This is a genomic window from Mycobacterium cajalii, assembly GCF_045809005.2.
In the GTDB taxonomy this organism is placed as follows: Bacteria; Actinomycetota; Actinomycetes; order Mycobacteriales; family Mycobacteriaceae; genus Mycobacterium.
This window is the reverse complement of record NZ_CM141436.1, coordinates 470,895-490,947: the sequence shown is the minus strand read 5'-3', so window position 1 is coordinate 490,947 and position 20,053 is coordinate 470,895. Positions and strand designations below refer to the sequence as shown.

The window sequence follows — 20,053 nt, the reverse complement described above, 5'->3', positions numbered from 1 at the left end:
CTCCTCAGTCGACCTGCAGCTCGCGCAGCTCGCGCTTGAGGATCTTGCCCGTCGGGTTGCGCGGCAGCTCCTCGAGGAAGATCACTTCGCGCGGCACCTTGTAGCGCGCCAGGTGGTCGCGCACGTATCCCTTGATGGCGTCCTCGTCGACCTGAGCGCCGTCCTTCTTGACCACGAAGGCGCGCAGCCGGTGCCCCCACTCCTTGTCCTCGACGCCGATCGCCGTCGCCTCCACCACGTCGGGGTGCCCGCTGATCAGGTCCTCGACCTCGGCGGGGAAGACGTTCTCTCCCCCGGAGACGATCATCTCGTCGTCGCGCCCGCTGACGTACAGCAGGCCGTACTCGTCGAAGTAGCCGACGTCTCCCGACGACAGCAGCCCGTCGATGATCTGCTTGTTCCCGCCGCCGGTGTAGCCCGAGAACGGGAAGGTGTTGCCGACGAAGATCCTGCCGACCTCACCCCGCGGCAGCTGCTTGCCGTTGTCGTCGAAGATCTTGACCTTCACGCCCTTGACGACCGGACCGACCGTCGCCGCGTTGCGTTCCAGGTCGTGCGGGCCGGCGATCGTGGCGAACGCGATCTCGGTGGAGCCGTACATGTTGTAGACGACCGGGCCCAGGTCCTTCAGCGCCCGGGCCGCCAGCTCGGCGCCCAGTTGCGATCCGGAGACGAACACGATCCGCAGGCTGGACAGGTCGGGCTTGGTGTCCATCTTCTCGACGGTGTCCAGGATGCGCGACAGCATCACCGGGACCACCACCATGGCGGTCACCTTGTGCTTCTCGATGTCCTCGAGCACCAGCGGCGGCTTGAACTTTCGCCGCAGCACCAGCGTCGACCCCAGGAACATCGCGATGGTGCCGTGCAGAAAGCCGAGCGCGTGGAACATCGGCGCGGGCAGCGAGGTCACCTCGCCCGCCTTGAACGGCACGTGCGACAGGATGCCGCCGATCGGCGCCAGCGTCGGCGGGGTGCTGCGGTTGGCGCCCTTGGGCGTGCCGGTCGTCCCGCTGGTCAGGATGATGATCGACGCGTGCTTGCCCGCCTTCGGGGCGGGCGATTTGCTGCTGCGCGCGATGAGGTCGGCCAGGGTTTCGTCGGTGCTGCCGGACGGCTCGTCGGCGTCCGGGTTGACCCCCAGCGCCCGTATCTTGCCCAGCGGCGGCTCGGCCTTGCTGACGGCGTTGGTGTACTCGTCGTCGTAGATGATGACCTTGGCGCCCTCGCGCTCGGACACCTCTTTGATCTGCGGCCCGGAGAACTCGCTGTTGAGCAGGATGATGCGGGCGCCCACCCGGGCACACCCGAAGTAGGCGATCAGGAACCACCGGTGGTTGCGGGCCAGCACGGCCACACCGTCGCCGGCCTTGACGCCCTTGCCGATCAGGCCGTTGGCCACGGCGTGGGCCGCCTCGTCGAGCTCGCGGTAGGTGAACTCGCCGTCTTCGTCGATGCACGCGGCGCGGTCGGGCGTGCGCCTGGCGTTGAGCGACGGCAGCATGCCGAACTCGCCCCACTTGTAGATGTCGGCGGCCATCGCGGCGTAGTTCTGCGGCGGTTCCAGCCGAAACGCCCCCGACTCGATGATGCGGCGCAGGTAGTGCAGTTCGGCTGAGCCGCGCTCGAGGTACTGCTGGACTTTCGCCACGGTTTGCCCGGGCAGGCCGAGGAGATTAGGCATGCCCTCACCATATGTGACGCCCGTCGCAATGCGACCGGAAAATCCCGCCGAATTAGCATGGACCGCATGTCCGGTCCGGTTTCGCTGGAGGTGGCCGGACGCGAGGTCGCCGTCACCCATCCGGACAGGGTGGTCTTTCCCGCCCACGACGGCCGGCCGCCCCACACCAAGCTCGACCTGGTCCGCTACTACCTGTCGGTGTCGGAGGGCGCGCTGCGCGGTGTGGCGGGCCGCCCGATGATCTTGAAACGCTTCGTCAAGGGCATCTCCACCGAGGCGGTGTTCCAGAAGCGCGCGCCGAAGAACCGCCCGGACTGGGTCGACGTCGCCGAACTTCGCTACGCGCGGGGCACGTCCGCCGCCGAGGCGGTGATCCACGACGCGGCCGGGCTGGCCTGGGTGGTCAACCTGGGGTGCATCGACCTCAACCCGCATCCGGTGCTCGCCGGCGACCTCGACCATCCCGACGAGCTGCGGGTCGACCTCGATCCGATGCCGGGGGTCGGCTGGGGCCAGATCGTCGACGTCGCGTTCGCGGCCCGCGAGGTGCTCGAGGACCACGGCCTGGTCGCGTGGCCGAAGACGTCGGGGTCGCGGGGCTTTCACATCTACGCGCGGATCTCCCCCGCTGGGGCTTCCGGCAGGTGCGCCTGGCCGCGCAGACCGTGGCGCGCGAGGTCGAGCGGCGGGTGCCCGACGCGGCCACCAGCCGCTGGTGGAAGGAGGAACGCCAGGGGGTGTTCGTCGACTTCAACCAGAACGCCAAGGACCGCACGGTCGCGTCGGCGTATTCGGTGCGGGCGACGCCGGACGCCCGGGTGTCGACCCCGCTGCACTGGGACGAGGTCGCCGACTGCGACCCGGGGTCCTTCACCGTCGACACCGTGCCCGGCCGCTTCGCCGGCTCGGGGGATCCCTGGGCCGGCATGGACGACGCGCCCGGCGACCTGGACCGCCTGTTGATGCTGGCCGAGGAACTGGGACCGCCCGAGCGCGCCCCGAAGGGCGCGAAGAAGACGGCCCCGCTCATAGAGGTCGCGCGCACCAAAACCAGGGACGAGGCGCTGGCCGCGCTGGACGCCTGGCGCGACCGGCATCCGGCCGCGGCCGAACTGCTGGCGCCGGCCGACGTCCTCGTCGACGGCATGCGGGGGCCGAGCTCGATCTGGTACCGCATCCGGATCAACCTGCAGCACGTTCCCGTGGACGAGCGGCCGGCGCAGGAGGAGCTGATCGCGGACTACTCCCCCTGGGACACCCGCCGGGACCGCTAGACGCCGTGGCGCGCCATCGCGGGCGGGCCGCGACGACGCGGCACCCGGACGGGGACGCGATACTCTCACGCGGTGCGACAGGGATGGAATCGACGGCGATTCTTGCAGCTCGCAGGCGCCACCGGGGCCGCCGCCGTCACCGGCGCGTCGCCCGCGTGCTCGTCACGCAAACCGGCCCCGGGCCCCGCCGGCGGGGGGTCGGTGACGATCAAACACCTCTTCGGCGAGACGGTCGTCAAGGAGCCGCCCAAGCGCGTGGTCAGTGCCGGCTACACCGAGCAGGACGACCTGCTCGCGGTCGGCGTCGTGCCCGTCGCCGTGACCAACTGGTTCGGCGACGAGCCGTTCGCGGTGTGGCCGTGGGCCCGGCCGAAGCTGGGCCCGGCGCAACCGGTGGTGCTGAGCCTCGACAACGGGATCCAGGTCGACCGGATCGCCAAGCTCAAACCCGACCTCATCGTGGCCATCAACGCCGGAGTCGACGCGGACACCTACCAGAAGCTGACGGCGATCGCCCCCACCCTGCCGCAGGCCGGCGGCGACGCGTTCTTCGAGCCGTGGCGGGTCCAGGCCGCTGCGATCGGCCAGGCGGTGTTCCAGGCGGAGCGGATGAAGTCGCTCGTCGACGGCGTCGATGCGAAGTTCTCCGCCGTCGCCCAGCAGAACCCGCGCTGGAAGGACAAGAAGGTCCTGCTGATGCACGGCAGGCTGTGGCAGGGCACCGTGGTCGCCACGACGGCGGGCTGGCGGACCGACTTCTTGACCGCCATGGGCCTGGTCGTCCCCGACAGCATCAAACCCTTCGGCAGCGGCTACCGCGCCGTCATCCCGCGCGACCACATCAAAGCGGTGCTCGATTCCGCGGACGTGGTGATCTGGGCGACCGAGAGCCCGGAGGACCAACAGGCGCTGTTGGCCGACCCGGAGGTGGCCGCATCTCAGGCGACCGCGCAGCATCGCCACGTCTTCACCTCCAAGGAGCAGGCCGGCGCGATCGCCTTCTCGTCGACGCTCAGCTACCCGGTGGTCGCCGAGCAGCTGCCCCCGCAAATCGGCAGGATCCTCGGCTGAACTGCGCCCGGCGGCGCGTCTTTTGAGCGTTCGGTAAGGCACCTCTGGCAGTGTTCGAAAATCACTCGTCCGCAGGTGGATGTGGGGTTACCGTCGAGTAATGAGCGTGACGGATCTCCCCACGGACCTGCCGACGGACCTGGTCGGCAACACCGTTCTCGACTACGGCGACCACGCGCTGATGGTGCAGTGCGGCAACACCGCCGACGTCCTGGCATGGGTCGCGGCGCTGCGGGCCGCCGCACTGCCGGGCGTGGTCGACATCGTTCCCGCGGCGCGCACGGTGTTGGTGAAACTCGAAGGGCCCCGCCGCCAGGGCGTCGTGCGCCGGCGGCTGCGCACGATGCGGGTCGGCGCCGCCCCCGCCGCCCCGGCGGACCGCGGCCCCGACGCGGTGATCGGCGTGGTCTACGACGGCCCGGACCTCGACGAGGTCGCCGGCCTGACCGGACTGACCCCCGACGCGGTGGTCGAGGCCCACACCTCGACCGTGTGGCAAGTCGGATTCAGTGGCTTCGCACCGGGTTTCGCCTACCTCCTCGGCGGCGACCCGCGGCTGCGGGTGCCCCGGCGTCCGGAGCCGCGCACCTCGGTGCCGGCCGGTGCCGTCGCCCTCGCCGGCGAGTTCAGCGCGATCTATCCCCGGCAGTCGCCGGGCGGGTGGCAACTCATCGGCCACACCGACGCCCCCCTGTGGGATCTCGACCGGCCCAGCCCGGCGCTGCTGACGCAGGGCATGTGGGTCCAGTTCCGCGCCGTGTGAGGAGCAACCGAGCCATGATCACGCTGGAAATCCTGCGCACCGGGCCGTTCGCCGTCATCCAGGACCTCGGCCGGACCGGGCTGGCGCACCTCGGCGTCAGCGGTTCCGGGGCGGCCGACCGCCGAGCGCACAAGCTGGCCAACCGCCTGGTCGCCAACCCCGACGACCGCGCCACCGTCGAAGTGACGTTCGGCGGCTTCTCGGCGCGCGTCCGCGGCGGCGACGTCGACATCGCGGTGACGGGCGCCGACACCGACCCGACCGTCAACGGAATCAAGTTCGGCACCAACAGCATTCACCGCGTTCGCGACGGCCAGGTGATCGCTTTGGGCGTGCCGCGCGCCGGGCTGCGCAGCTACGTCGCGGTGCGTGGCGGCGTCTGTGTGGAGCCGGTGCTGGGCTCCCGCAGCTACGACGTCATGTCGGCGATCGGGCCGTCCCCGCTCCGGCCCGGGGATCGCCTGCCGGTCGGCGAGCACACCACCGACTATCCGGAACTCGACCAGGCCCCGGTCGCCGCGCTCACGGGCGAGGTGGTCGAGCTGTCGGTCGTGCCCGGGCCGCGCGACGACTGGTTCGTCGACCCCGACGTCCTGGTACACGGCGACTGGGTGGCGTCCGACCACAGCGACCGGGTGGGGATGCGGCTGGTCGGGCGGCCCCTGCAATACCACTTCCCGGACCGGCAGCTCCCCAGCGAGGGCGCAGGCCGCGGAGCGATTCAGGTGCCGCCCAACGGTTTACCGGTGATCCTGGGTCCCGACCACCCGGTCACCGGAGGTTACCCGGTCGTCGGGGTGCTGACCGCCGAGGACATGGACAAGGTCGCCCAGGTGCGGCCCGGCCAGCGCGTGCGGCTGCACTGGACGCGGTCCCGGTCTCCGCTGGGCGCCGGGCCGCGCACGGGTGTTGCCCTCTTTTCGTAGACATCTCTCCGTAGACTTTGCGGCTGTGCGAGCCCGGGTTCACACCGCCCGCCTGGTCCATACCGCCGATCTCGACAACGAGACCCGGCAGCACCTTCGCGAGATGGTCACCGCGGCATTCGTGGGGAACTTCACCGAGGATGACTGGGACCACTCGCTGGGCGGCATGCACGCCCTGATCTGGCATCACGGCGCTGCGGGAGGACTGCCGCGGGCAGGGCTGGGCGCGGCCGCGGGCTGTTCACCTCCCGGGGCTGGCTGCGCTGGCGGGGGCCGACGTCGGTGCCGGCACCCACCGGCCCGGCCCCCACGCCCGACGCCGACGGCGTCGTCTTCGTGCTGCCGGTCGGGCTGAGGCCGGACACCTCCGAACCCCTGATGTGCGACTGGCGCGTAGGGGACGTCTGGTAGGTCGGCGCCGGGCTCTCTGCCGCGCAGCGTTGTTCGCTGCGCGGCGTGGCCGGGCCGGCATCGCGCACCGTCGAGCCGCCGGCCCACCGGCAACCCCGGGCCCGCAACGGCCTTTGCCGCCGCGGCGGCCCGCTTGTCGACGTCGCCGCCTGCCACCGGGGATTCGCCGTCCGCGCCGTTGTTGCGCTGCCCGCCACACGGATTCGCCGTGGGCGACCGCACTCCCCACACCGGTGTGGCACCGAAACCGCTTGGCGGAGACGGACATCACAGCCACAACGCCCCTCAGCGATTTGCCAGATAACTGGGATACAACTGACAGGCGATATCGACCGGATCAAGTTGACGCGCTTCCGTTCTCAGTGTGAGCATCGAAAGACACGGCAGGGCATGCCTCTTCGTCCGGGGTGCCCACACGGCTCCCGCACGCGGGTCCACACCGCGCCGCTGCGGGCTTCATCGCGACACGGCTGCCCCAGGGGCCAACCCTGTCTACGAAAGGTACAGAGCGCATGGGCCGCAACCATCGGATCACGGACTGGAATCCGGAGGACGGTGCGGCCTGGGAGGCCGGCAACAACAAGATCGCCCGGCGCAACCTGCTCTGGATGATCGCCTGCGACCACATCGCCTTCGGGGTCTGGACGCTGTGGCCGGTGATGGCGCTGTTCCTGCCCCAGGACGTGTACGGCTTCTCCCTGGCCGACAAATTCCTGCTCGGCGCCACCGCCACCCTCGTCGCCGCGTGCCTGCGCATCCCCTACTCGCTGGGCATCGCCACGTTCGGCGGCCGCAACTGGACCGTCTTCTCGATCGTGGCGCTGATCGTTCCCACCATCGGCACGATCTGGCTGATGGCCAACCCGGGGCTGCCCTTCTGGATGTACCTGGCGTGCGCCGCGCTGACCGGGCTGGGCGGCGCCAACTACGCGGCGTCGATGACCAACACCAACGCGCTGTATCCGCACCGGCGCAAGGGCTTCGCGCTCGGGTTCAACGCCGGTGCCGGCAACCTCGGGGTGCCGATGATCCAGCTGGTGGGGATGCTGGTGCTCGCCGTGGCCGGCCGCGACGAACCGTACTGGGTGTGCGGGCTCTACCTGTTACTGCTCACGGTGGTCGCCGTGGGTGCGGCCCGCTACATGGACAACCTCGATCACGCGACGTACGACACGAGCCATTTGCGCTCGATCCTGCGCGAGCGCGACACCTGGGTACTCGCACTGCTCTACCTGGGCACCTTCGGCTCCTGGATCGGGTTCTCGTTCGCGTTCGGCCAGGTCCTGCAGATCAACTTCGTCGGCACCGGGCAGAGCCACGCGCAGGCCGCGCTGCACGCCGCCGAGTTCGCGTTCATCGGCCCGGCGCTGGGGTCGCTGGCCCGCATCTACGGCGGCCGGTTGGCCGATCGCGTCGGCGGCAGCCGCGTCACCCTGGCCGTCCTGACCACGATGGGCCTCGTCACCGCGTTCTTGGTCGCCGTCAGCACGCACGAGGACCACGCCCACGGGCTGACCAGCGCGGCCACCATGGCCGGCTACGTCTGCGGGTTCATGGCCCTGTTCATCCTGGCCGGGCTGGGCAACGGATCGGTCTACAAGATGATCCCCTCGGTCTTCGAGTCGCGCAGCCACCGGCTCCGGCTCGCCGAGGATGACCGGCGCCGCTGGTCGCAGGCCACGTCGGGGGCGGTGATCGGGTTCGTCGCCGCGTTCGGCGCGCTCGGCGGCGTCGCGATCAACCTCGCGCTGCGCCAGTCCTACCTGAGCACCGGCACCGACACGCTAGCGTACTGGGCGTTTCTGCTGTTCTACGCGGCCGCCGCGGCGATGACCTGGTCGAGGTACGTCCGCCGCCCGGCCTCGGCGGCCGCGACCACGGCCGGCCCCGGTGCCCAGACCCGGCCCCACACCGAACCGGCCCGGGTGTGACCGTGCGACGGTGCCGGTGAGCGCCGCCTCTGCGCCACTGACCGGCTACCGGATTGCGGTGACCTCGGCCAACCGCGCCGAGGAGCTGTGTGCATTGCTGCGCCGCAACGGTGCCGAGGTCTTCAGCGCCGCGGCCATCGACATGATCGCCCTGCCCGACGACGACGAGTTGTACCGCAACACCACCTCCCTGATCGACCGGCCGCCCGATATCGTGTTGGCGCACACCGGAATCGGCTTCCGCGGCTGGATGGCCGCGGCTGACGGCTGGGGCGTGGCCAACCAGCTCGTCACCGCGCTTTCGCGGGCACGCATCGTCGCGCGCGGACCGAAGGCGACCGGGGCGCTGCGCGCGGCCGGCCTGCCCGAGGAGTGGTCACCGAAATCCGAGTCGTCGCGCGAGGTTCTGAAATACCTGCTCGAATCCGGCGTGTCCGGCAAGCGGATCGCCGTCCAGTTGCACGGCGCGGCCGAGGGCTGGGACCCCCATCCCGGGTTCCTCGACGAGCTGCGCTCGGCGGGCGCCGAGGTGGTGCCCATCCACGTGTACCGCTGGAAGCCGACACCGGTCGGCGGCGAATTCGACCAACTGCTCACCGCCGTCGCCAGACGCCAGTTCGACGCGGTCAGCTTCACCTCCGCACCGGCCGCGGCGGCAATGCTGGAACGCAGCCGCGAGCTGGACATCGAGGACCAACTGTTGGCCGCGCTGCGCACCGACGTGCACGCGATGTGCGTGGGTCCGGTGACCGCGCAGCCCCTGACCCGGGCCGGAGTCCCCACCTCCTCACCCGACCGGATGCGGCTGGGGGCGCTCGCCCGGCACATCGCCCAGGAGCTCCCGTCGCGGCGCTCGTGCAGCATCCGGGCCGCCGGGCACCAGATCGAGATCCGCGGGACCTGCGTGGTGGTGGACGGTTCGGTCAAATCCCTGTCGAGGGCCGGTATGGCGACCCTGCGCGCGCTGGCGCAGCGTCCCGGCGACGTCGTCGCGCGCGCCGACCTGCTGAGCGTTCTGCCCGGCAACAGCAACGACCCGCACGCCGTCGACACGGCGGTGCTCCGACTGCGAACCGCCTTGGGCGACAAGAACATCGTCGCAACGGTCGTCAAGCGCGGCTACCGGCTCGCGCTCGACGACCCACCGGGGCCACCGGGCTGAGCCCGGCGGTGCTTGATTCTTGATTCGGACCGGGTGATCCTGGCAGCATGCCCCGCCGCGAAGACCCGTCGCACGGGATCTTCGATCCGGTCGCCAAGATGCTGCATCTGCCCTTCGCCACACCGGAGTTCGTCGACCGCATCGTCACCGGAAGCATCCAGCAGGTGGGCCGCCGGACCCTGCGCATGCTGATCACCACGTGGGACGCCGCCGGCGGCGGCCCCTTCGCGGCCGGCGCGGTCGCGTCCACGGGGATGGCCAAGACCGCCGAGATCGTCGAGGGCATGTTCATCGGCCCGGTGTTCGGCCCGCTGCTCAGAGCACTGGGGGCGGACAAGGTGGCACTGCGCGCGTCGCTGTGCGCCTCTCAGCTCGTGGGCCTGGGCATCATGCGCTACGGCCTGCGTTCCGAACCGCTGCATTCGATGTCGGTGGACGCCCTCGTGGACGCCATCGGCCCGACGTTGCAGCGCTACCTGGTCGGTGACATCACCCGGTGAGGCTACGCGGTGGCGGGCCGCCCGATCTCGACGGAACCACCGGGCGTGACGCGCACCGGGTAGACCGGTACCGAAACGTCCGGGTGGTCAAGGCAAGTCCCGTCGTCGAGCGCGAAAGCCTGCTTCAGGATGGGCGATTGGACGATCGTACGGTCGTCGCGGTCGCCGACGAGCCCGCGGGACAGCACCGCCGCACCGGAGAACGGGTCGAGGTTGCCGATCGCGCGCACCGACCCGTCGTCCAGCCGGAACAGCGCCGCCTGCGTGCCGTCGTCGAGCAGCACGCCGACGCCCCGGCCGGGAATGAGATGGTCGTAGGCGCAGGCGGTCGTCCACACCTGAATGTCCTGAATATCGTTGACTAACGTCACGATTCCTCCTGAATCGAGTCGCGGACCCGGGGCATTCCGATGGACACGGGGATCTTGCGTCCCGCATGCTCGGTGAACGTCACGGTCGGGTCGACGGCGTCCGGGGCGTTGACGAAGGACACGAACCGCGACAGCTTGTCCGGGTCCTCCAGCACGCCCTTCCATTCGCATCGGTAGTTCTGCACGTGGCGCCGCATCGCGGCCTCGAATTCCTCGGCCAGACCCAGCGAGTCCTCGCAGACGACCTCGCGCACGTGGTCCAGGCCGCCCTCGATCGAGTCGACCCACGGCGCGGTGCGCTGCAGCCGGTCGGCGGTGCGGATGTAGTACATGAGGAACCGGTCGATGTAGCGGACGAGCGTCTCGGTGTCCAGGTCGGCGGCCAGCAGCTGCGCGTGCTTGGGGGTCATGCCGCCGTTGCCGCCGACGTAGAGGTTCCAGCCCTTTTCGGTGGCGATGACGCCCACGTCCTTGCCGCGCGCCTCGGCGCACTCCCGCGCGCAGCCCGAGACGCCCATCTTGATCTTGTGCGGCGCCCGCAGGCCGCGGTAGCGCAGTTCCAGGTCGATGGCCAGCTGCACCGAATCCTGCTGGCCGTAACGGCACCAGTCGGTGCCCACGCAGCTCTTCACGGTGCGCAGCGCCTTGCCGTAGGCGTGGCCGGACTCCATGCCGCCCTCGACGAGGCGGCGCCAGATCTCCGGCAGCTGTTCCACCCGCGCCCCGAACATGTCGATGCGCTGGCCACCGGTGATCTTGGTGTAGAGCCCGAAATCCTGCGCTATCTGGCCGATCAGGATCAGGTGCTCGGGTTTGATGTCCCCGCCGGGCACCCGCGGCACCACCGAGTAGCTGCCGTTCTTCTGGATGTTGGCCAGGAAGTGGTCGTTGGAGTCCTGCAGCGCGGCCTGCTCGCCGGAGAGAATGTGCTCTGAGCCGGTGGAGGCGAGGATGGAGGCGACCACGGGTTTGCAGATGTCGCAACCCTTTCCGCGGCCGTAGCGCTCCAGCAGGCCCGAGAAGGTGCGGATCTCGGTGGCCGAGATGACCTCGAACAGCTCCGCCCGCGACTGGTCGAAGTGCTCGCACAGCGCCTTGGACTGCTCGACGCCTTCGGCCTCCAGCAGCTGCTTGAGCAGCGGCACGCACGAGCCGCACGAGGTGCCGGCCGCCGTGCACGACTTGAGTGCCGCGACGTCGGCGCAGCCGTCGGCGATCGCACACTTCAGGTCGCCCTTGGTGACGTTGTTGCAGGAGCAGATCTGCGCCGAGTCCGGCAGCGCCCCGACACCCAGAGCCGAAGCGCCACTGTCGGATTGGGCGGGTGCGATCAGCCCCAGCGGGTCGCCGGGCAGCTCGCTGCCCACCATCGGACGCAACACCCCGTAGGACGACGCGTCGCCCACCAGCACCCCGCCGAGCAGGGTCTTGGCGTCATCGGAGAGCACCAGCTTGGCGTAGGTCCGCTTCACGGCGTCGTTGACGGCGACCTCGAGGCAGTTCTGCGTCGCGCCCATCGCGTCGCCGAAGCTGGCCACGTCGACGCCCAGCAGCTTGAGTTTGGTGGACATGTCCGCTTCGCCGAATTCCGCGGATCCGCCCAGCAGCCGGTCCGCCACCACCTCGGCGGAGGTGTAGCCGGGACCGACGAGCCCGTAACAGCGGCCCCCGATCGCGGCGACCTCTCCCACCGCGTAGATGTCGGGATCGCTTGTGCGGCACGACAAATCGGTGAGCACGCCGCCCCGCTCGGCGAGCGTCAGGCCCGCGGCCGCCGCCAGCTCGTCACGGGGCCGGATGCCCGCCGCGAAGATCACCAGGCCCGCGTCGATGATGTCGCCGTCCGTCAGGCGCACCCGCACCGAGTTCTCCACGGGTTCGATCGACTCGGTGCCGGTGCCGACGTGCACCGAGATCCCCAGGTCGCCGACCATCCTGGCGAGCAGCGCTCCCCCGGCCTCGTCGATCTGCTGGGCCATCAGACGCGGCATCATCTCGACGACGTGGGTCTGTAACCCGAACTGGCGCAGCGCATTAGCGGCCTCGAGCCCCAGCAGGCCGCCGCCGACGACCACCCCCGCGCGGGCGTGGCCACCCTCGATCGTGCGCTGTGCGCCGGCGCGGATGGCGTCGAGATCGTCGAGGGTGCGATAGACGTGGCACGCGGGCAGGTCGTGGCCGGGCACGGGCGGAACGAACGCATACGACCCGGTGGCCAGCACCAGCTTGTCGTAGGCGTGGCGTTGCCCGTCGGCGGTCACCACCGACTTGCCCGCCGGGTCGATGTCGACGACGCGGGCGTTCAGCAGCAGCCGAACCCGCTCGTCGCCGGCGTAGTCGTTACCCGGCAGCGCCAGCAGGTTACGGTCCCAGCTCTCGGTGTAGGAGGTCAGCCCCACGCGGTCGTAGGCCGCGTCGGGCTCCTCGGCGAGCACGGTGACGCGCCACGCGCCTTCGCTGTCGCGGGCGCGCAGCGCCTCGACGAACCGATGGCCCACCATGCCATGCCCCACCACGACAATGTGACACATCGCACAGTTCGCGCGCGAAATCCCCTCAGCAGTCACGGATTTGAGCGTACCGGCGGCTGATTAAGGGCCCGTCGCCGTGTGTTACGCACAGATCACGACTGGCTCACACGGAAAAACGCAGCGCGTGAGGCGGTTCGCTCACGGCGAACGCGCAGGTGGAACTTAAGCGTGGTCGGCTCATGTTTGTAGAGGTAGCCGGCCGCCACCGCGCCGGTCACAGCCAACTCACAAGGAAGCGTAAGGAGATGCCGATGAGCAACCTCGCATTGTGGTCGCGACCGGCGTGGGACACCGACCGGTGGTTCCGCGACTTCTTCGGGCCCGCAGCGGCAACGGACTGGTACAAGCCCGCGAAGGAGCCGACGGACGGCGGTTTCCGGCCCGCGGCCGAGATCGTCAAGGACGGCGACGACGCGGTGGTCCGCGTCGAACTGCCCGGTGTCGACGTCGAGAAGGACGTCAACGTCGAGGTGGAGCGCGGCCGCCTGGTGATCCACGGCGAACACCGCGACGAGCGCGCCGACGAGCAGGAGGGCCGCACCTTGCGTGAGATTCGCTACGGCGCGTTCCGCCGCACGTTCCAGCTACCCGCCCACGTGACCAGCGAGGCCGTCTCGGCCTCGTACGACGCGGGCGTGCTGACGGTGCGAGTCGCCGGCGTCTACAAGGATCGGGCCGGAACCCAGCCGCAGCGCATCGCGATCGCCAAGTAACAGCCCGGGCGAATCCGGCGGGGCACGGGCGGCTCCGCCGGATTCACCGCGCGCCGCCCCGCCGGCGCCGGGGGCGTAGTGTGATCCACAACACCGCCTGCCCTGGGAGATTCGTTGACGAGCACGACCGGCGCCACCGAGCTCGCCGAACTGCACGACCTCATCGGCGGCTTGCGGCGCTGCGTGGGCTCCCTGAAGGCGCGATACGGCGACAGCCCGGCGCTGCGCCGCATCGTCATCGACGCCGACCGGATCCTGACCGACGTCGACCTGCTCGACAACGACGTGTCCGAACTGGATCTGGCGCGCGCCCCGGTGCGGCGGCCCGGCGAAAAGATCGTCATCCCCGACACCCCGTACGACAGCGAGTTCTGGCGCGACGCCGACGACGAGGGTGTCGGGGGCCACAGCAGGTACTGACAACCGAAACCCTCTGCAAACCAGGGGGGGCTCTCTGTGTACCCTTCGACCAACAGCCCGTTCGAAGAGGAACACTAGATGAGCGCACCCACGGCGAACCGTCCTGCGTCGGGTGTCTTTTCACCCACGCGCGCCCGCATCCCGCAACGGACCCTCCGCACCGATCGGTGGTGGATGTCGCCGCTGCGGATCGACCTGGGGTTCGCGGCATTCCTCATCTACGCGACGGTGCGCGCGTTCATGCAGGACAACTACTTCGTGCCGAAATACCACTACCTGACGCCGTTCTACTCACCGTGCGTCAGCACCGGTTGCGCCAAGGAGGCCAGCGAGTTCTGGCCGCAGATCCTGCCGGACGTGTGGTGGCTGCCGTATGCGGCCCTGACGCTGCCGTTCCTGCTGCTGTTCCGGCTGACGTGCTACTACTACCGCGGCGCCTACTACCGCACGGTCTGGCAGTCGCCCAGCGCGTGCGCGGTGGCCGAGCCCCGCGTCCACTACACCGGCGAGACCAGGCTCCCGCTGATCATCCAGAACAGTCACCGGTACTTCTTCTACGTCGCCGCGCTCATCTCGGTGATCAACACCTACGACGCCATCGTCGCCTTCCATTCCGAGGACGGGCCGGGCGGATTCGGTTTCGGCCTGGGCAACCTGGTCCTGGTCGGCAACGTCGTCATGCTGTGGACCTACACGCTGTCCTGCCACTCGTGCCGGCACGTGACCGGCGGGCGGCTCAAGCACTTCTCCAAGCACCCTGTGCGGTACTGGATCTGGACCCAGGTCAGCAACATCAACACCCGGCACAAGCAGTTCGCCTGGATCACGCTGGGCACCCTGATGCTCACCGACTTCTACATCGCGCTGGTGGCCAGCGGCACCATCCCTGACCCGAGATTTGTTGGCTGAAGAGCCATTTCAGGAAAAACCAGAAAAGGCTGAGTGAGGTTCCATGGTTGAGGTCGAACGGCACTCCTACGACGTCATCGTCATCGGTGCCGGCGGCTCCGGGTTGCGGGCGGTCATCGAAGCGCGCGAGCGCGGCCTGAAGGTCGCGGTGGTGTGCAAGTCCCTGTTCGGCAAGGCCCACACGGTGATGGCCGAGGGTGGCTGCGCGGCCTCGATGGGCAACGCCAACCCGAAGGACAACTGGAAGACCCACTTCGGCGACACCATGCGCGGTGGGAAGTTCCTCAACAACTGGCGGATGGCCGAGCTGCACGCCAAGGAGGCCCCGGACCGCGTCTGGGAGCTGGAGACCTACGGCGCGCTGTTCGACCGCACCAAGGACGGCAAGATCAGCCAGCGCAACTTCGGCGGGCACACCTATCCGCGCCTGGCGCACGTCGGCGACCGCACCGGGCTGGAGCTGATCCGCACGCTGCAGCAGAAGATCGTCTCGCTGCAGCAGGACGACTACGCCGAGCTCGGCGACTACGAGGCGCGGATCAAGGTCTTCGCCGAATGCACGATCACCGAGCTGCTCAAGGACGGCGACCGGATCGCCGGCGCGTTCGGCTACTGGCGCGAGAGCGGCCGCTTCATCGTGTTCGAGGCCCCCGCGATCGTCATGGCCACCGGCGGGATCGGCAAGTCGTTCAAGGTGACGTCCAACTCCTGGGAGTACACCGGCGACGGGCACGCCCTGGCGCTGCGGGCCGGCGCGTCGCTGATCAACATGGAGTTCGTCCAGTTCCACCCGACGGGCATGGTGTGGCCGCCGAGCGTGAAGGGGATCCTGGTCACCGAGGGCGTGCGCGGCGACGGCGGGGTGCTGAAGAACTCCGACGGCAAGCGCTTCATGTTCGACTACATCCCCCCGGTCTTCAAGGGCCAGTACGCCGAGAGCGAGCAGGAGGCGGACCAGTGGCTCAAGGACAACGACTCCGCCCGTCGCACCCCCGACCTGCTGCCCCGCGACGAGGTGGCCCGCGCCATCAACTCCGAGGTCAAGGCCGGGCGCGGGAGCCCGCACGGCGGGGTGTACCTGGACATCGCCTCCCGGCTGACGCCCGAGGAGATCAAGCGGCGGCTGCCGTCGATGTATCACCAGTTCATGGAACTGGCCGGCGTCGACATCACCAAGGAGCCGATGGAGGTCGGACCCACCTGCCACTACGTGATGGGCGGGATCGAGGTCGACGCGGACACGGGTGCGGCCACGGTCGCGGGCCTGTTCGCCGCCGGCGAGTGCTCGGGCGGCATGCACGGCTCCAACCGGCTGGGCGGCAACTCGCTGTCGGACCTGCTGGTCTTCGGCCGTCGGGCGGGCCTGGGCGCAGCCGACTACGTGCGCGCGCTCAGCAGCCGCCCGGCGATCGCACCGGAGACGCTCGACGCGGCCGCCCAGCGGGCGGTGGCCCCCTTCGAGGGCCCCGCCGACAAGTCCGCGGCGGAGAACCCCTACACCCTGCAGCTGGAGCTGCAGCAGTCGATGAACGACCTGGTCGGCATCATCCGCAACGCGGACGAGATCTCCGAGGCCCTGGACCGGCTCGCCGAGCTGCGGGACCGGTTCAAGAACATCCACGTCGAGGGGCAACGCCGGTACAACCCGGGCTGGAACCTGGCCATCGACCTGCGCAACATGCTGCTGGTCAGCGAGTGCATCGCCAGGGCCGCGCTGGAGCGCACCGAGAGCCGCGGCGGGCACACCCGCGACGACCACCCGTCGATGGAGTCGTCGTGGCGCAAGGTGTTGCTGGTCTGCCGCGCGGCTACGGGCAGCGACGACGTGATCCCCGACATCACGGTCACCCGTGAGGATCAGGTGCCGATGCGTGCCGACCTGATGGAGCTCTTCGAGATCTCCGAGCTGGAGAAGTACTTCACCGACGACGAACTGGCCGGGCATCCGGGACGGACCTCAAGGACGGAGAAGTAGATGAGCTACAACGCGACCCTGCGGGTGTGGCGTGGCGACGAGGCCGGCGGCGCGCTGCAGGACTTCACGGTCGAGGTCAACGAGGGCGAGGTGGTGCTCGACATCATCCACCGCCTGCAACAGACCCAGACACCCGACCTCGCGGTGCGCTGGAACTGCAAGGCCGGCAAGTGCGGTTCCTGCTCCGCCGAGATCAACGGCAAGCCGCGGTTGATGTGCATGACCCGGATGTCGACGTTCGCCGCGGACGAGGTGGTCACCGTGACGCCGCTGCGGACCTTCCCCGTCATGCGCGACCTGGTCACCGACGTGTCGTTCAACTACGAGAAGGCCCGCGAGATACCGTCTTTCGCGCCGCCGAAGGATCTGCAGCCCGGCGAGTACCGGATGGACCAAGCCGACGTGGCGCGCTCCCAGGAATTCCGCAAGTGCATCGAGTGCTTCCTGTGCCAGAACGTCTGCCACGTGATCCGCGACCACGAGGAGAACAAGAAGGCCTTCGCCGGGCCCCGATTCCTGATGCGCATCGCCGAGCTGGAGATGCACCCGCTGGACACCCGGGACCGGCGCAACGACGCGCAGGAGGAGCACGGCCTCGGCTACTGCAACATCACCAAGTGCTGCACCGAGGTGTGCCCGGAGAACATCAAGATCACCGACAACGCGCTGATCCCGATGAAGGAGCGCGTCGCCGACCGCAAGTACGACCCGATCGTCTGGCTGGGTAACAAGCTGTTCCGCCGCTGAGGGGCTCGTGGCGATCGCGAGCGCGGCGCAGCCGGGCGAAGCGGGTCGCCACCATCGGGCTAGCTAGGCGCCCAGCCGCCGGAAGCCGCTGCGGTGGAACACGATGGGCGCCACCTCGGCGTCCACGGTCACCTCGTTGACCCGCAGCACCACGATGGTGTGGTCACCGGCCGGGACCAGTTGCTCGACCGCGCTCTCCAGCCACAGGCCGGTGCCCTTGATGAACACCGCGCCAGAGTCGTTGGACACCGTTTCCAGGCCGGCGAACCTGTCGCCGGTCTTGGCGGCCAGGGTGCGCGCGGCCTCGTCGTGGGCCTCGCCCAGCACGCTGATGCCCAGCATCGGCACGCTCTGCAGTTTGGGCCAGGTGGTCGAGGTGTTCTGCACGCAGAACGAGACCAGCGGCGGCTCCAGCGAAACCGGCACGAAGGTGCTGGCCGCCAGGCCCACCCGGGTGCCGTCGACCTGCGCCGCGATCGCGACCACTCCGCACGGGAAATGGCCGAACGCCTCGCGCAGCGAGGTGGGGGTCAGCTTGTTGTTCGAGTTCATCGGCCTTCGCTCGGGATCGACGGACGACTTCTCGCCCGACCCTACTAGAGCCGCCGGCCGGCCGACGGGCGACGGCGCGGGTACCCGAGAGTCCGGAACAGCGCGCCAACCCAACCGGTTGGTTAATTAGATTGTGAAATTTAGCTCACAACGACTTGCGTGGAGCTGTCCGGCGGGGATATTTTAACAGAGTTACTGGTGGGTAACTTAGACCTAGTACCCAACCACTGTGTGGCACTCTCAACGAGGAGGACCGTAGTGAGCCACTACAAGAGCAACGTCCGCGACCAGGTGTTCAACCTGTTCGACGTGCTGGGCGTTGACAAGGCTTTAGGGGCGGGCGAGTACGGCGACCTGGATGCCGAGACCGCCCGCGAGATGTTGACAGAGATGAGCCGGTTGGCCGAGGGGCCGGTCGCCGAGTCGTTCGTCGACGGAGACCGCAACCCGCCGGTGTTCGACCCGAAGACCCACGCCGTGTCGCTGCCGGAATCCTTCAAGCAGTCCGTCCGGGCCGTCCTGGAGGCGGGCTGGGACAAGGCCGGCATCGACGAGGCGCTGGGCGGCATGCCGATGCCCAAGGCGCTGGTGTGGGCGCTGCAAGAGCACATCCTCGGCGCCAACCCGGCGGTGTGGATGTACGCCGGCGGTGCCGGATTCGCCAACATCATCTTCCACCTCGGTACCGAGGAGCAGAAGAAGTGGGCGGTGTTGTGCGCCGAGCGCGGCTGGGGCGCGACCATGGTGCTCACCGAGCCGGACGCCGGTTCGGACGTGGGCGCCGGCCGCACCAAGGCGGTGCAACAGGACGACGGCTCCTGGCACATCGAGGGCGTGAAGCGGTTCATCACCTCCGCCGACTCCGACGACCTGTTCGAGAACATCGTCCACCTGGTGCTGGCCCGCCCCGAGGGCGCCGGCCCCGGCACCAAGGGACTCTCGCTGTTCATCGTGCCCAAGTTCCTGTTCGACTTCGAGACCGGCGAACCGGGTGAGCGCAACGGCGTGTTCGTGACCAACGTCGAGCACAAGATGGGCCTGAAGGTGTCGGCGACCTGTGAGGTGTCGTTCGGCCAGCACGACGTGCCCGCCAAGGGCTGGCTGGTCGGCGAGGTGCACAACGGCATCGCGCAGATGTTCGAGGTCATCGAGATGGCCCGGATGATGGTCGGCACCAAGGCGATCGCGACCCTGTCGACCGGCTACCTGAACGCGCTGGAGTACGCCAAGTCGCGCGTGCAGGGCGCCGACATGACCCAGATGACCGACAAGACCGCGCCGCGGGTGACCATCACGCACCACCCGGACGTGCGCCGGTCGCTGATGACGCAGAAGGCCTACGCCGAGGGGCTGCGGGCGCTGTACCTGTTCACCGCGACCTATCAGGATGCCGCGGTCGCGCAGGCGCTGCACGGCGTCGACGCCGATCTGGCCGTCAAGGTCAACGACCTGATGCTGCCGGTGGTCAAGGGCGTGGGCTCCGAGCAGGCCTACGCGAAGCTGACCGAGAGCCTGCAGACCCTGGGCGGGTCCGGCTTCCTGCAGGACTACCCGATCGAGCAGTACATCCGGGACGCCAAGATCGACTCGCTGTACGAGGGCACCACCGCCATCCAGGCGCAGGACTTCTTCTTCCGCAAGATCGTCCGCGACAAGGGCGTGGCGCTGGCCCACGTGTCGGGTCAGATCCGGGAGTTCGTGGACAGCGAGTCGGGCAACGGACGGCTGAAGTCCGAGCGCGAGCTGCTGGCCAAGGCGCTGGCCGACGTCGAGGCGATGGCCGGCGCGCTGACGGGCTACCTGATGGCGGCACAGGAGGACGTCACGAGCCTGTACAAGGTCGGACTGGGGTCGGTGCGCTTCCTGATGAGCGTCGGCGACCTGGTCATCGGCTGGTTGCTGCAGCGTCAGGCCGCGGTGGCCGTGCAGGCGCTCGACGCGGGTGCCACCGGCGAGGACCGGTCGTTCTACGAGGGCAAGGTCGCGGTCGCGTCCTTCTTCGCGAAGAACTTCCTGCCGATGCTGGCCGCCACCCGCGAGGTGATCGAGACGCTGGACAACGACATCATGGAGCTCGACGAAGCCGCCTTCTGACGGGCGCCGGAGTCACCCA

16 protein-coding genes and 2 pseudogenes are annotated in these 20,053 nt (G+C 69.2%); 14 read left to right on the top strand and 4 right to left on the bottom strand.

The window, feature by feature from the left end; genetic code table 11:
• Positions 1–4 precede the first annotated feature (4 nt).
• Complete coding sequence (fadD2, locus tag ACJ512_RS02355; RefSeq protein ID WP_407688269.1) at positions 5–1,684, bottom strand: long-chain-fatty-acid--CoA ligase FadD2; 1,680 nt, start codon at positions 1,682–1,684, stop codon at positions 5–7.
• Positions 1,685–1,741: 57 nt separating this feature from the next.
• On the opposite strand from fadD2, the pseudogene ACJ512_RS02350 reads away from it, so the two are divergent.
• The 8 genes and pseudogenes from ACJ512_RS02350 (at position 1,742) to ACJ512_RS02315 (ending at position 9,722) form a co-directional block, all read left to right on the top strand.
• Positions 1,742–2,958, top strand: a pseudogene (locus ACJ512_RS02350) (DNA polymerase domain-containing protein).
• A gap of 72 nt (positions 2,959–3,030) precedes the next feature.
• Positions 3,031–4,029, top strand: coding sequence for an ABC transporter substrate-binding protein (locus tag ACJ512_RS02345; RefSeq protein WP_407688268.1), 999 nt, complete (start codon positions 3,031–3,033; stop codon positions 4,027–4,029).
• Positions 4,030–4,129: 100 nt separating this feature from the next.
• Positions 4,130–4,792, top strand: a complete 663-nt coding sequence (locus ACJ512_RS02340) for a 5-oxoprolinase subunit B family protein (RefSeq protein WP_407688267.1) — start codon at positions 4,130–4,132, stop codon at positions 4,790–4,792.
• A 14-nt stretch (positions 4,793–4,806) separates the two neighbouring features.
• The gene (locus tag ACJ512_RS02335) at positions 4,807–5,718 is read left to right on the top strand and encodes a 5-oxoprolinase/urea amidolyase family protein (RefSeq protein ID WP_407688266.1); all 912 of its coding nucleotides are present in this window, start codon (positions 4,807–4,809) and stop codon (positions 5,716–5,718) included.
• A 25-nt stretch (positions 5,719–5,743) separates the two neighbouring features.
• Positions 5,744–6,129: pseudogene (locus ACJ512_RS02330) on the top strand (aminoglycoside 2'-N-acetyltransferase).
• 512 nt (positions 6,130–6,641) lie between these two features.
• Positions 6,642–8,060 carry a nitrate/nitrite transporter gene (locus ACJ512_RS02325; RefSeq protein ID WP_407688265.1) on the top strand — a complete coding sequence of 473 codons (1,419 nt, stop codon included), beginning with the start codon at positions 6,642–6,644 and terminating at the stop codon, positions 8,058–8,060.
• Between the two features lie 16 nt (positions 8,061–8,076).
• Positions 8,077–9,222: a uroporphyrinogen-III synthase gene (locus tag ACJ512_RS02320; RefSeq protein WP_407688264.1), complete on the top strand. Its 1,146-nt coding sequence runs from the start codon at positions 8,077–8,079 to the stop codon at positions 9,220–9,222.
• Positions 9,223–9,269: 47 nt separating this feature from the next.
• Positions 9,270–9,722 carry a TetR/AcrR family transcriptional regulator gene (locus tag ACJ512_RS02315; RefSeq protein WP_407688263.1) on the top strand — a complete coding sequence of 151 codons (453 nt, stop codon included), beginning with the start codon at positions 9,270–9,272 and terminating at the stop codon, positions 9,720–9,722.
• A gap of 2 nt (positions 9,723–9,724) precedes the next feature.
• On the opposite strand, the gene nirD is transcribed toward ACJ512_RS02315, so the two are convergent.
• Together nirD and nirB are read right to left on the bottom strand one after the other, a co-directional pair.
• A complete protein-coding gene (gene nirD, locus ACJ512_RS02310; RefSeq protein WP_407688262.1) occupies positions 9,725–10,093 on the bottom strand; it encodes a nitrite reductase small subunit NirD in 369 nt (122 codons plus the stop codon).
• Positions 10,090–12,624, bottom strand: a complete 2,535-nt coding sequence (nirB, locus tag ACJ512_RS02305) for a nitrite reductase large subunit NirB (RefSeq protein ID WP_407688272.1) — start codon at positions 12,622–12,624, stop codon at positions 10,090–10,092. Before nirB ends, nirD begins: the two co-directional genes overlap by 4 nt.
• A 251-nt stretch (positions 12,625–12,875) precedes the next feature.
• Between nirB and ACJ512_RS02300 the strand changes: the two genes are divergently transcribed.
• The 5 genes from ACJ512_RS02300 (at position 12,876) to ACJ512_RS02280 (ending at position 17,388) form a co-directional block, all read left to right on the top strand.
• Entirely contained in the window at positions 12,876–13,337 is a 462-nt protein-coding gene (locus tag ACJ512_RS02300; protein WP_407688261.1) for an Hsp20/alpha crystallin family protein, read from the top strand.
• Between the two features lie 114 nt (positions 13,338–13,451).
• Positions 13,452–13,757 (top strand): hypothetical protein, encoded by a 306-nt coding sequence (locus tag ACJ512_RS02295; protein WP_407688260.1) that lies wholly within the window; start codon positions 13,452–13,454, stop codon positions 13,755–13,757.
• Between the two features lie 78 nt (positions 13,758–13,835).
• Entirely contained in the window at positions 13,836–14,666 is an 831-nt protein-coding gene (locus tag ACJ512_RS02290; protein ID WP_407688259.1) for a hypothetical protein, read from the top strand.
• A 43-nt stretch (positions 14,667–14,709) separates the two neighbouring features.
• A complete protein-coding gene (locus tag ACJ512_RS02285) occupies positions 14,710–16,641 on the top strand; it encodes a fumarate reductase/succinate dehydrogenase flavoprotein subunit (protein WP_407688258.1) in 1,932 nt (643 codons plus the stop codon).
• Complete coding sequence (locus tag ACJ512_RS02280; protein WP_407688257.1) at positions 16,642–17,388, top strand: succinate dehydrogenase/fumarate reductase iron-sulfur subunit; 747 nt, start codon at positions 16,642–16,644, stop codon at positions 17,386–17,388.
• A 63-nt stretch (positions 17,389–17,451) separates the two neighbouring features.
• Here the strand turns inward: ACJ512_RS02280 and ACJ512_RS02275 are convergent, their stop codons facing one another.
• Positions 17,452–17,940, bottom strand: a complete 489-nt coding sequence (locus ACJ512_RS02275; RefSeq protein ID WP_369741051.1) for a flavin reductase family protein — start codon at positions 17,938–17,940, stop codon at positions 17,452–17,454.
• 258 nt (positions 17,941–18,198) lie between these two features.
• Between ACJ512_RS02275 and ACJ512_RS02270 the strand changes: the two genes are divergently transcribed.
• Entirely contained in the window at positions 18,199–20,034 is a 1,836-nt protein-coding gene (locus tag ACJ512_RS02270; RefSeq protein ID WP_407688256.1) for an acyl-CoA dehydrogenase, read from the top strand.
• Positions 20,035–20,053 lie beyond the last annotated feature (19 nt).